This is a genomic window from Tannerella sp., from assembly GCF_030528505.1.
Classification (GTDB): domain Bacteria; phylum Bacteroidota; class Bacteroidia; order Bacteroidales; family Tannerellaceae; genus Tannerella.
In genome coordinates, this window is sequence record NZ_JAUMYS010000083.1 from 1 (window position 1) to 12,138 (window position 12,138).

10 protein-coding genes are annotated in these 12,138 nt (G+C 49.5%); 8 read left to right on the forward strand and 2 right to left on the reverse strand.

Annotation, left to right across the window (positions count from 1 at the left end; genetic code table 11):
- Nucleotides 1–148: 148 nt before the first annotated feature.
- Complete coding sequence (locus tag Q4A89_RS10775) at nucleotides 149–1,108, reverse strand: PstS family phosphate ABC transporter substrate-binding protein (protein ID WP_303185472.1); 960 nt, start codon at nucleotides 1,106–1,108, stop codon at nucleotides 149–151.
- Between the two features lie 179 nt (nucleotides 1,109–1,287).
- Here Q4A89_RS10775 and coaA point away from each other — a divergent pair, with 179 nt between their 5' ends.
- From coaA to Q4A89_RS10815, 8 genes are all read left to right on the forward strand, one after another.
- A complete protein-coding gene (gene coaA / locus Q4A89_RS10780) occupies nucleotides 1,288–2,241 on the forward strand; it encodes a type I pantothenate kinase (protein WP_303185474.1) in 954 nt (317 codons plus the stop codon).
- Between the two features lie 170 nt (nucleotides 2,242–2,411).
- Nucleotides 2,412–3,011, forward strand: coding sequence for a TetR/AcrR family transcriptional regulator (locus Q4A89_RS10785; RefSeq protein ID WP_303185476.1), 600 nt, complete (start codon nucleotides 2,412–2,414; stop codon nucleotides 3,009–3,011).
- A 119-nt stretch (nucleotides 3,012–3,130) separates the two neighbouring features.
- Entirely contained in the window at nucleotides 3,131–4,393 is a 1,263-nt protein-coding gene (locus tag Q4A89_RS10790) for a TolC family protein (RefSeq protein WP_303185477.1), read from the forward strand.
- A gap of 19 nt (nucleotides 4,394–4,412) precedes the next feature.
- Complete coding sequence (locus Q4A89_RS10795) at nucleotides 4,413–5,348, forward strand: HlyD family secretion protein (RefSeq protein ID WP_303185478.1); 936 nt, start codon at nucleotides 4,413–4,415, stop codon at nucleotides 5,346–5,348.
- The gene (locus tag Q4A89_RS10800) at nucleotides 5,345–6,265 is read left to right on the forward strand and encodes an ABC transporter ATP-binding protein (RefSeq protein ID WP_303185479.1); all 921 of its coding nucleotides are present in this window, start codon (nucleotides 5,345–5,347) and stop codon (nucleotides 6,263–6,265) included. The genes Q4A89_RS10795 and Q4A89_RS10800 overlap by 4 nt, the downstream gene beginning before the upstream one ends.
- Nucleotides 6,262–7,005, forward strand: a complete 744-nt coding sequence (locus Q4A89_RS10805; RefSeq protein WP_303185480.1) for an ABC transporter ATP-binding protein — start codon at nucleotides 6,262–6,264, stop codon at nucleotides 7,003–7,005. Before Q4A89_RS10800 ends, Q4A89_RS10805 begins: the two co-directional genes overlap by 4 nt.
- A gap of 7 nt (nucleotides 7,006–7,012) precedes the next feature.
- Nucleotides 7,013–8,119: an ABC transporter permease gene (locus tag Q4A89_RS10810; protein ID WP_303185481.1), complete on the forward strand. Its 1,107-nt coding sequence runs from the start codon at nucleotides 7,013–7,015 to the stop codon at nucleotides 8,117–8,119.
- A gap of 7 nt (nucleotides 8,120–8,126) precedes the next feature.
- Nucleotides 8,127–9,245 (forward strand): ABC transporter permease, encoded by a 1,119-nt coding sequence (locus Q4A89_RS10815; protein WP_303185484.1) that lies wholly within the window; start codon nucleotides 8,127–8,129, stop codon nucleotides 9,243–9,245.
- Between the two features lie 72 nt (nucleotides 9,246–9,317).
- On the opposite strand, the gene Q4A89_RS10820 is transcribed toward Q4A89_RS10815, so the two are convergent.
- Nucleotides 9,318–11,801, reverse strand: a complete 2,484-nt coding sequence (locus Q4A89_RS10820; protein WP_303185483.1) for a M1 family metallopeptidase — start codon at nucleotides 11,799–11,801, stop codon at nucleotides 9,318–9,320.
- Nucleotides 11,802–12,138 lie beyond the last annotated feature (337 nt).

Consider the following 12,138-nt stretch of genomic DNA (forward strand, 5'->3'; position numbering starts at 1 on the left):
AGGGATTGGGCAGCAATGTAAGCAAACTCACAAAATACGTTTTAGAGGAAAGGTAAGAAAAAACCGGACATTCCGTATCGGTGGATAAAAAAGGATGATTGCCCTTGCGTCTCATTTTGAGTTGTTCTTCTCGGGGATTGTATGCTTTTTAAGGAACCGCTATGTATCCGCTTTCGTCAATTACCTTTCGGGCAGCCTTGCTCGAAAGTAACTCAAACATTTTATAGGCCATCGATGCTTTGTGAGTGTCGGCACGGATAGCAGCATAAACATACGTCGTATACGGATATTTCTGCATTCGTATACTTTCGTGCGAAGGCGCCGTACCATCGACAGCAACGGTCGGATACTGTGCCGGCTGCCGGACAATACGATCGTAATAATAATAAACGGTATACCCGATGCCGTCGGCATCAGACAGAATCGAATGGAACGGGGACAGCATGGAACCGCCGATCATCTCCGGCCATTTCTGCATGGTCAGACCTTTCATTACGAGGGTCTCCATTTTTTCCTGACTGCCCGAATTGGGATTGCGCATATAAGGGTGAATATCCGTCACCTTTCCTCCTACATCAGACCATCGCGTAACCTTTCCGGTGTAGATGTTTTGTATCTGTTCGGTCGTCAGACTACGAACCGGGTTAGCGGGGTTAACGATAAATACGAGCGCATCGAGTGCAATGGGCTTCTCGATAAGCCGAACACCTTTCTCGTCGGCATACGCTTTTTCATCTCTCGAAATGCTGCGCGAGGCGATGATCAGTTCGGTCTCTCCATCGATCAGACGGGTAAAGGCGCCGTGCGTTGTCGGGCATTGCAGCTTCTCTTCGAAAAAGCGTTGTTGTGCATCAGTTAGCTTGCTTCGAATAGGAACGAGATGCCATGTGCCGTTCAGTGCTAGGTTCTGATACCATTGGTACTCGATGTTCAACAGTTTACACGCCAGCAGCGTCTGTAGAGGTCTGGTCGAGGTGGAGCAGCTCATTTTCGGAAAGTTGTCGAAGGTCAGCCCCTCAAGGGTCAACGACGGATTTTCGTTGGGTTCCGTCTTGTCGCAACAGCTGAAAACAGCCAGGCATAATGCCATAAGAATTCGGTTTTTCATGGGGTTATATTTTTATTAGTGAATGAATATCCTTCTTTGTATCTGTTCTCTACGTGGTGCAATATTAAAGGATATTTATCAGAACAACAAATTAATCTGTTCTTTGCGGCATATTTTTTACAAAAACCGGCATCCCGAAAGAAAAGAACCTTATCTTTGCGACTTAAACAATAACGTGTATGAATCGGAAGACTTACGACGCAACCTTTTCGCCTTTTCGCAGTTTCACGCGCGAAGAATGGAAACAGCTGGAAGAACATCCTCAGTTCCCGGTTGCCGACATGGATCTGACGCAGTTGCAAGCCTTAAACGAGCCGCTTACGATTGCCGAGGTGGAGGATATTTATATGCCGCTGATTCGTCTGTTACAGATTCACATCACGCATTATCGCCACCTGCATAAAGAACGCGAAGATTTTTTCGGAAATCCCGGAGGAAAAATCCCGTACATCATCGGCATTGCCGGAAGTGTAGCCGTCGGAAAAAGCACAACGGCGAGAGTTCTGCAGAAACTTCTCTCGATGCTTCCCGAGAAGCCGGAAGTAGAACTGATCACCACCGACGGATTTCTCTATCCCAATGCCGAACTCGAGAGACGGGGACTGTTAAATAAAAAAGGTTTTCCCGAGAGCTATGATGCCAAAAGGCTGCTGGCTTTTCTGGCCGGTGCTAAGTCGGGACGCGAAAGACTCGAAGCTCCCGTATATTCGCATCTCTATTACGATATTGTACCTGGCGAGATACACCGGATCCAGAAACCCGACATCCTGATTGTAGAAGGTATCAACGCCTTGCAGGTGACGCTGAACACCCAGCCTTGTCGCCGTGTCTTTGTTTCTGATTTTTTCGACTATTCCATCTATGTCGATGCCAGTGAAAAGAATATCAGACAATGGTATCTGGAGCGATTCAAAAAGTTACAAACCTTCGCTTTCGCCAATCCAGATTCTTATTTCCACAAATACGCTTCATACGACGAGGAGACGCTGAAACAATTTGCTATCCAGATATGGGAAGAGATTAACCGACCGAATCTCGAAAACCATATCCTCCCGACCCGATTTCGTGCCGATCTGATTCTTGAAAAAGGTGAGCATCATTTTGTCAGAAACATACGAATCAGGAAGATATAAATCTGATGCCCTAAAGTGTTCAATCGGCTGAAAGACCCTGTCAAGAAAGTTCAGCAATGCTGAATCCCGTTAAAAAAACAAAAAAACGACGATCCTCTTTGCCGGATTCATTTTTCAGTTTAATTTTGCGATTAAATTGTTTGATTAATATGAGGGCAAAAGAAGAAAACATGGAATATAAGATTCTGAAAGCAGCCGAGAAACTGTTTTTGGAACAGGGATTTGTCCGGACCAAGATGATGCAGATTGCCCAAGAGGCAGGCTGTAATCAGGCTCTTGTACATTATTACTATCGGACGAAAGAACAGCTTTTCGAAAAGATTTATGAAGAGAAGATCGAGCAGATGCTATCGAATTTGCTAATCACCACCTCGTCCGATATTCCGTTTGAAGAAAAAATCCTGAACCTGATCAGTGTACATTTCGAGTTCTTGAAACAGAATCCGCAACTTCCGGCGTTCTCGCTTAACGAAGGATTGAACAATTCGTTCGAAAATATTACGTTTCTGATTAATAAATTCAAGAAAGCATTACAAACGGTGATTATCCCGATGGAAGCGGAACTGAAAAAAGAAATCGAGAAAGGAACAATCCGCCCAATCTCGACGATAGACTTGCTTTTTACCGTCTTATCATTGAATATCGCTCCGTTTCTTATTGCGCCCATCTTCCGAAATGTGTGGGAATTGTCGGAAGAAGAATTTCACACGCTGCTCGACCAGCGGAAAGAAGAAGTGTCGCGCACGATCTTAGCCCGTTTGAAGAATTAAGTTGTCGAAGGATTGATCCGAACTCCGGTTCTCACGGTCAGTCCTTTTATTTTATATGTAAATTAACTGATTGATTAAATAAATCGATTAATATCATGGGTATGAAAAACAAGATGATTATGGCGATCCTGATACTGACGAACGGCCTTTGTGGTTTCGCTCAGGTTACGATAGAAGAATGCCAGCGGCGAGCGCAGGAGCATTATCCGCTGATCAAGCAATACGTGCGGATCGAGGAGGCCGAAGCATACCGGCTGGCCAATACCGGAAAAGGCTACTTGCCGCAGGTGAAGCTTTCGGGTAGCGCTTCATACCGTTCGGACGTCACCCGTCTTCCGTTCGATGTGTCGCAATGGGGAATACCGGGGGTAGATATTCCGGTGCTCAGCAAAGATCAGTATGCGCTTACGCTCGATGCGATGCAGGTGCTTTGGGACGGAGGCGAAATAAAGTCGGGAAAAGAACGTGTACGCACGGCTGCGCAGGTGGAGAAGAGGCGTGTAGCGGTTGGACTTTATGCGTTATACCAGCAAGTCAATACCGCTTTTTTCGGAGTTTTGCTGGCAGATGCCGGCCTGCAACAAAATAAGTTATTACAGGAAGAACTGGCACGAAACGATCAACGCGTCCAGGCCTGTGTACAGCATGGTATAGCCGAAGAAAGAGACCTCCATGTCGTGCGTGTGGAACAGCTGAAAGCGAAGCAACACGCTACGGAGCTTGCCTATGCTCGCGCCGCCTGTATCGCTGTCTTGGCGAATTTGACGGGAATGGCTATCAATGAAACGACTGATTTTGTCAGGCCGACAATTCTACCCGCCGTTCCGACAGCCGTTAGTCGTCCCGAATTGTCGCTGTATGACGCACAAATCAAACATTACGAAACCGAAAATGCGATTGCTACGGCCGGACTATTTCCCAAATTCGCGCTGTTTGCAACAGGCGGATACGGAAAGCCCGGACTGAATATGCTGGAAAACCGATTTGTTCCGTATTACGTGGTCGGCGTGAAATTCGAATGGAGTATCGGTCGTTTTTACACGCTGAAAAACCGGCGTAAACTGATTCGCAACCATATCGAACAAACGGAGCTACAACGCGAACTGTTCCTGTTCAATACCCGTCTGGATATGATCCGTAAAAATAAAGAGATGGAACGGTATACCGAACAACTGAAATACGATGACGGGATGATCCGCCTGAAAACGGCCATCCGGAAGGCTTCCGAAGCTAAAATGACTAACGGCACCTTATCGGTCACCGAATTCATGAGAGACCTCCATGCCGAACAGATGGCCATACAGGACAAAATCCGGCATGAGATTACCATGTTGCAAGCTCTTTACGAACTTGAATTTACCGCCGGATATGCGAATGAATAACCCTTTAATACAAAAATATATGCAACGAAAGAGACTGATCATTATCGCGATAGCCCTGATTGTCGTGGCTTGCGGCAATAAAGACGAAGACTATGATGCTTCGGGTGTATTCGAGGCAACTGAGGTGCTGATTTCGGCTAAGGAAACAGGCGAGTTGCTGAGCTTAACAGCCCGTGAGGGAGAAGATGTCAAGGCGCATGAGCCTCTCGGACGGATCGATACGACCCGGTTATATCTGCAAAAGCTGCAACTGACAGCGGGCTTGACGGCCATCGAAAGCCGGCGACACGATATTCCCCGCCAGATCGCCTCACTCAGGCAGCAGATCGCTACACAAAAGAAGGAATATGAACGATACGCAAGCTTAGTCGAAGCACAAGCCGCTGCTCCGAAGACGCTTGACGACATTGACGCCCACATTGCCGTGCTCGAAAAACAACTCGCAGCTCAGAAAGACGCGCTGACTAACGGAAACCGAAGCATCGAGGGGGAGAGTATGGGATTAAGAGCACAGATTGCGCAGATTGACGACCGGATCGGGAAAAGCTTTGTATCCAGTCCGATAGATGGTACGGTGCTGACGCGATACGCCGAGCCGGGAGAACTCGCCGTACAGGGACGGCCGCTTCTGAAAGTCGGAGACCTCGAAAACATGATATTGCGAGTCTATATCACCGCCGACCAACTCACCCTGCTCCGTATCGGACAAAAAGTAAGTGTGTACGTCGACCGGGGAGCTTCGGAGCGGAAAAAATATACCGGAACAATCAATTGGATTTCGGACAAGGCCGAATTTACGCCGAAAACAATCCGCACAAGAGACGAACGTGCTAATTTGGTGTATGCCGTAAAGGTTGCAGTCCGGAACGATGGGGCTATTAAACGGGGTATGTACGGCGAAATCCGCATCGATACGGACGAGAGGGGAGATGCGCCAATAAAAACCGGACTATGAAAGCCGTCTCCGTACATCATCTCGGTAAAAAGTATGGGCACGTAACGTCACTGCACGATGTGAGCTTCGAAGTAGAGCTGGGTGAAATCTACGGCATCATCGGGCCCGACGGAGCCGGTAAGACGACCCTTTTTCGTATCTTGGCGACGCTCCTGCTTCCCGACAACGGAAATGCCATCGTCGGCGGATACGATGCCGTGAAGGAATATCGCGCCATACGCCGCATCATCGGTTATATGCCCGGGAGGTTCTCGCTCTATCAAGACCTTACGGTCGAAGAAAACCTGAACTTTTTCGCCACCGTCTTTCATACAACGGTACAGGCAAACTACCCCCTGATCGCGGACATCTACCGGCAGATCGAGCCTTTCAAGAAACGACGAGCCGGCAAACTGTCGGGCGGCATGAAACAGAAGCTGGCACTGAGTTGCGCCTTAATACATAAGCCGGATGTGTTACTGCTCGACGAACCTACCACAGGTGTAGACCCTATTTCGCGTAAAGAGTTCTGGGAGATGCTCTTCAGGCTCAAATCACAAGGAATTGCGATTCTTGTCTCTACGCCTTACATGGACGAAGCGAAGCGTTGCGACCGGATCGCCCTGATGCAGGAGGGGCGCTTTCTGCGGGTAGATACTCCCGAAGGTATCATGGCCGGATACCCACACACGCTGTTTGCTCTCCGTTCATCGAAAGGCATGTATCGTCTGCTGAACGAGCTACGGGCGTATCGTGGCGTGCGGTCGGCTTTCTCGTTCGGGGAAAATTGCCATATCACGTTACGCACAGACTGTACACCGAACGAATTGCTGCATTACCTGAATGAAAAAGGACACGCGGATATTGAAATGACTCCGCTCTCTCCTTCGGTTGAAGATTGTTTTATGGATATACTCGGCGAAAAGGAGGGAGCATGAAGAAAGAAGTGATTATAGCTGAGGGGCTAACGAAGCAATTCGGAACGTTTACGGCCGTCGATCGTATCTCGTTTACCGTCAGTGAGGGGGAGGTTTTCGGTTTTCTGGGAGCCAACGGCGCGGGCAAGACAACGGCGATGCGAATGCTGTGCGGATTGAGCTGTCCGACGTCGGGGCGAGGTTCCGTTGCAGGATTGGATATCTGTAAACAAGCTGAAGAGGTGAAACGGCGCATCGGATATATGAGTCAGCGATTTTCGTTATACGAAGACTTGAAAGTGTGGGAAAATCTGCGACTCTTTGGCGGTATTTACGGAATGAAAGACCGTGAAATTGCCGCAAAGACGGAGAACATCCTGCACGAACTGGGGTTTGAGAGCGAACGCAACACGCTTGTCAAAGCCTTACCCTTAGGATGGAAGCAAAAACTCTCTTTTTCCGTGGCCGTTTTCCACGAGCCGAAAGTGGTCTTTCTTGACGAACCGACGGGAGGGGTCGATCCCATCACCCGCCGGCGCTTCTGGGAGCTGATTTATCAGGCAGCCGCAAGAGGAATCACCGTGTTCGTGACGACACACTACATGGACGAGGCTGAATACTGCGACCGGGTATCGATCATGGTCGACGGACGCATCAGGGTTTTAGACAGCCCGAGCAATCTGAAAAAACAATTTGGCGCATCGACGATGGATGAGGTGTTTGATCGTTTGGCGCGCGAAGCAACACGACCGGGAGACTGACAAAGTTATGGAACAGTTTGTATCATTCGTTAAAAAAGAGTTTTACCATATTTTTCGCGACAGGCGCACCGTCTTGATTTTGCTTGGGATTCCTGTCATGCAGATTCTGTTGTTCGGTTTTGCTATCACAACGGAAGTAAAGAATGCGCGTCTTGCCGTTTTCGATCCGTCGCACGATAAGGTTACGCAACACATCAAAGAACGTTTTCAGGCGAGCGAACATTTCGTCCTTTCCGAAGAATTAATGTTTCCGCATGAGATCGATGATGTTTTTAAACGTGGAGATGCCGATTTAGTGCTTGTTTTTGGCGAATGCTTTGCCGAAAACCTGCGTCATACGGGTGAAGCTTCTGTGCAACTGATCATAGACGGCACCGAGCCCAACCAAGCTTCGATGATGAGCGGCTATGCGCAGCAGATACTCTATATGCACCAACAGGAATTGGCCGGAGAGTACCGCATTCCCTGTCGGATTACCGCACAGGTGAAGATGCTTTATAATCCACAGGCCAAAAGCGTCTTTTACTTTGTGCCCGGCATCATGGGAATGATTTTGACACTTATCTGCGGGATGATGACATCCATTGCCATCGTTCGGGAAAAAGAAACGGGTACGATGGAACTGCTGCTTGCTTCGCCGATGAAACCGGCTTATATCATTTTAGCGAAGATCGTGCCTTACTTCGTGTTGTCTATACTGAATCTTGCTACCATCTTGCTTCTGTCTGTTTTCGTATTACACGTGCCAATAGCCGGTAGTCTGCTGTTGCTTAGCGCAGTTTCTCTGCTCTTCATCTTCCTCTCCCTGTCGGTCGGACTGTTCATCTCCGGTCTTGTTGATAATCAGACCGCAGCTATGCTGGCTTCGGGTATGGGGATGATGATGCCCGTTATGTTGCTTTCGGGTATGATTTTTCCTGTGTCGAGCATGCCTGATATGTTACAGTGGCTCTCGGCTGCCGTGCCTGCCCGCTGGTACATCCAAGCCGTGAAGAAAATCATGATACAGGGCGTCGGACTGCGCTTTGTGCTGAAAGAGATCGCCATCCTCACGGCTATGGCTTCGGTCTTCGTTGCATTGAGTTTGAAACAATTTAAAACCCGTCTGAATTGAGAGCATGATGTTGAAATATTTAATCGAAAAAGAGTGGAAGCAGTTTTTCCGGAATGCTTTCCTGCCGAAACTGATTCTTGTGATGCCTCTGACGGTGATTCTGATCATGCCATGGGCAGCCAATCAGGAGATCAAAGACATCAGACTGGCGGTGGTAGATAACGATCGAAGTCCCGTTTCGCAAAAGTTAATTGCCAAAGCAACAGCTTCCGGCTATTTTAGATTGACCGATGTTTCACCGACTTATTCTGCTGCAATGAATGGCATTGAGTCGGGCGAAACGGATATGATTTTGGAGATTCCTTCGGGGTTCGAAAAACATATTATCGGCGAAGGACACGACGAAGCGATGATTTCGGCCAATGCCGTCAACGGAACACAGGGCAGTCTGGGGGCCTTTTATCTGACAAGCATACTGAACGACTATTCGGCCGAACTAAGGGAGAGTTATGGTACCGGAACCGATATCACGCTTCTACCCGTCGAAACATTCGATGTCGTGACACGATATCGATTCAATCCGCGTCTGGATTACAAGGTTTTTATGGTGCCGGCACTGATGGTGATGTTGCTCACGATGCTCACCGGCTTTCTTCCGGCCCTGAATATCGTCGGAGAAAAAGAGGCGGGCACCATCGAACAGCTCAATGTTTCGCCGGTCGGACGGATGGCCTTTGTAGCGGCCAAGATGATCCCTTACTGGACAATCGGTCTCTTTGTGTTGTCGCTATGTATGGTGCTGGCCGCATGGGTGTACGGAATTTTTCCGGCAGGTAGCCTGTTGACAATCTATGTTTTTGCAATCGTTTATATTGGAGTCGTGTCGGGTATAGGGCTTGTGATTTCAAACTATTCCGAGACGATGCAACAAGCTATGTTCGTGATGTATTTCTTTATGATGGTATTTATTCTGATGAGCGGCCTGTTCACTCCTGTCGCTTCCATGCCACCGTGGGCACAGATGATTGCGGCGTTCAATCCGTTGAAATACTTTGTTGCGGTGATGCGGGCTGTTTACCTGAAAGGCAGCTCATTTACCGAACTGATACAACCGTTTTTCGTGCTGTGCGGCTTCGCAACCGTTTTCAATATCTGGGCTATCCGAAGCTATAAAAAGAACAGCTAAAAAGAGCTATTGATTTGCTGTTATATCCATTTACCTGCCAATGTATATACCTGCCGGATTTCTCCGCAGGCATCATGGTTTCATCTCTTCGATTGTCCGGAGGAGCAGGTCGGTTTGTTGCCGTACCGATGGCGTTTGGGGCAGTCCTCTCTTGATGCGCAGGCCGTTTTCGAGGACTTCGAGAATGCCTCTTTGCGTTTCGTCGTCGCCGTCGAGGTAGGGTTTCATCTCCCGGAAGCGCTGCACGGTTTTCTCGACCAAGGCCGCATCGTCGAGCGACATGGCCCACTCGTAGCCCCGGCGGCGGAGGAGAGCCTGCTCCGGATTGTCTTCCTCCGTGAAGGGGTAATAAATCAGGTAGGTCATCAGCTGTGGCAGGTACTTGTCCATGCGGTGGCGGACGATGACCGAAAGCAGCCCGAGAAGTTGGTCTCCGAGAAGTTCTTCGGGCTTCGACGCCAAGAGGAAGTTTTTCGCCCGCTCGGGCACGGTTTGGGCGATGCCGTTCAGCGCGGCGTTTCTGACCGATGCGGAATGTGTCTTCAAGCCTCTTTCGAAGAGGGGCAGGTAGCGTTTGTCGCGCGTAGCGGCCAGCGTCCACATCGCGGCCGACCTGACGAGGTTCTTCGGATCGGAGGTTGCGATTTTTGCCACCATGTCCAACTCCTTCCGGCTAAGCTCCTCGACCGGAAGCTCCGACAAGGCTTTAATCCGTATGTGGTAGCAGGGGTCGTGAACGGCAGACAGCAAAATATCTTTACCGGCATGGTCGGCCGCAAACAAAACGGCCTGGTATCGGCTTTTGAAATCCTTGGCATGACGGTATTGGAAGCGGTATTCCTCGGCCGACTTTTCATATCCTTTGTTCATCAGAATAACGCCTCTCGGATTGATGTCGGTGAGCGAAGGGCGCTTTTCGGCAGCGAAGGTGAAGACGTTTTCTTCCACGGCCGATACCCATACGTTGTGGCGCCGTGGGCGGTCGCCTTCGTAGAGGTCTATTTCGAGCGGAAACTCGAAGAAACCGCAGTTGTGCTGCGTCTGGCGGATGTGGAGGCTGAGGGTCTTGCTTTCGGCGTCGTAGCAGGTCGATGCTTCGACCGTGGGATGTCCGCTGCCGAAGAACCACTGATTGAAGAACCAGTTGAGGTCTTTTCCGCTTACCTCCTCGAAGGCACGGCGGAGGTCGTGGACTTCGGCTGTGCCGAACTCATGCCGGCGGAGAAAAAGCCCGACCGCCTCGAAAAAGGCTTCGTCGCCCAGATAATCGCGAAGCATGTGCAGCACAGCCCCCGCTTTATTGTAGGAAACCTTGTCGAACATATCTTCCCGGTCTTCGTATCCGAAGCGTACGGCAGGCTTGTCGAAATCGCCGGCGTGGGCGTAGTATTCGTCGAGTTTCTCGGTGCGGTGAAAATCGGCTTCGTCGCGACCGTGTTTGTATTCCTTCCAGAGGTATTCGGCGTAGTTGGCAAAGGCTTCGTTAACAATGAGATTCGCCCAGCTCTCGTTCGTTACCAGATTGCCGAACCAGTGGTGAGCCGCTTCGTGGGCGATGACCGACTCCCAGTAGTTGCGGTCGGCCAAAACTTCTATCGGTTGCATCGCCGATTCGGCATGAACGACGGCGGTGGTGTTTTCCATGCCGCCGGCAATGAAATCGCGAACCACGATTTGAGCGTATTTTTCCCAGGGAAAGTCGTAGCGAAAGGTCTGCGAGAAAAACTCAAGCATCTCCGCAGTCTCTCCGAACACCTGTTTTGCCGCCTCTTCATCGCCCTTTTCCACGTAATAGTCGATGGCTACCTTACCCCGCCAGGGCCTGTCGCTTACGACGGCAAACTCGCCCGCCGCCGCGAAAAAGAGATAGGGAGCGTGCGGATGTTTCATCACCCAGTGGTCGGTACGAGTACCGTCGTCGTGCCGTTCGGAGCCTTGCAGCAGTCCGTTCGAGAGGCTGCGGTAACGGTCGGGCACGGTGATGTAAACCTCCTGTGTGCTTTTCTGATTGGGCTTGTCGATGGTCGGGAACCAGCAGGAGGCATACTCCGTCTGTCCCTGCGTCCAGACCTGCGTGGGGCGTTCGGGGTCTTCTCCGTCGGGGTCGATAAAATAAAGCCCCTTGGTATCGGAGAAGGTACGCTTGCCTTTATAGGCGACCTCTTCGGGTTGTGCCGTGTAGCGGATGTAAACGGTATAGTTTTCGTCGCGGCGGTAGGTTCTGTCCAGTTCAATATTCAGCGAGTCGTTCCGGTACAGATAGCGAAGCGGTTTCCGTTCCTCCGCTTGTACGATGGCTACCTCATGTATCCGCATTGCTTTGGCATCGAGCCTCAGGCGGTCGGCGGGGTAGAAATGCGGAGCAGCCGTGATACGGGCTTCGCCCTCCATCGTCCGCTTGTTGAAATCGAACCCGACTTTCAGACACGTATGTATCAGCCGGGTCTGCTTTTCGGGCGTATGTCGGTAAAGGTCGCTTCTACCCGAAGTCTCGGTTTGTGCCGCCAGCGACCACCCGCAAAGAAGAAGCAAGATGAATATAAAATATTTTTTCATGTTACAAAGGTAGTAAAATAGTAGATATGCAGTTTGTTTGAGGGGTGTTAGGTTTTGGGTGTTGGGTTTTGGGGCGAAATATATTTCGCCCTTTTTTCGGGGGTTATGTGTAGAAATATAAAAACGCTCCTTAATTGGAATTTTTTCTTGTTTTAGCAATAATATAACGATTAAAAAAATGGTTTTCGTTCCTACTGATTTCTACCGAAACAAAAAAACTGTAAAAGAAGTAATAGTATATCCTTATAGCATTACAGACTTCAAAAAGAGATTGATTTTTTTATACCTTTCCTCTAAAACGTATTTTGTGAGTTTGCTTACATTGCTGCCCAATCCC

Coding starts and splice junctions, on each gene's coding strand:
- Q4A89_RS10775 (WP_303185472.1), bottom strand. CDS start 1,108: ATGAAAAACCGAATTCTTATGGCATTATGCCTGGCTGTTTTCAGCTGT.
- coaA (WP_303185474.1), top strand. CDS start 1,288: ATGAATCGGAAGACTTACGACGCAACCTTTTCGCCTTTTCGCAGTTTC.
- Q4A89_RS10785 (WP_303185476.1), top strand. CDS start 2,412: ATGGAATATAAGATTCTGAAAGCAGCCGAGAAACTGTTTTTGGAACAG.
- Q4A89_RS10790 (WP_303185477.1), top strand. CDS start 3,131: ATGGCGATCCTGATACTGACGAACGGCCTTTGTGGTTTCGCTCAGGTT.
- Q4A89_RS10795 (WP_303185478.1), top strand. CDS start 4,413: ATGCAACGAAAGAGACTGATCATTATCGCGATAGCCCTGATTGTCGTG.
- Q4A89_RS10800 (WP_303185479.1), top strand. CDS start 5,345: ATGAAAGCCGTCTCCGTACATCATCTCGGTAAAAAGTATGGGCACGTA.
- Q4A89_RS10805 (WP_303185480.1), top strand. CDS start 6,262: ATGAAGAAAGAAGTGATTATAGCTGAGGGGCTAACGAAGCAATTCGGA.
- Q4A89_RS10810 (WP_303185481.1), top strand. CDS start 7,013: ATGGAACAGTTTGTATCATTCGTTAAAAAAGAGTTTTACCATATTTTT.
- Q4A89_RS10815 (WP_303185484.1), top strand. CDS start 8,127: ATGTTGAAATATTTAATCGAAAAAGAGTGGAAGCAGTTTTTCCGGAAT.
- Q4A89_RS10820 (WP_303185483.1), bottom strand. CDS start 11,801: ATGAAAAAATATTTTATATTCATCTTGCTTCTTCTTTGCGGGTGGTCG.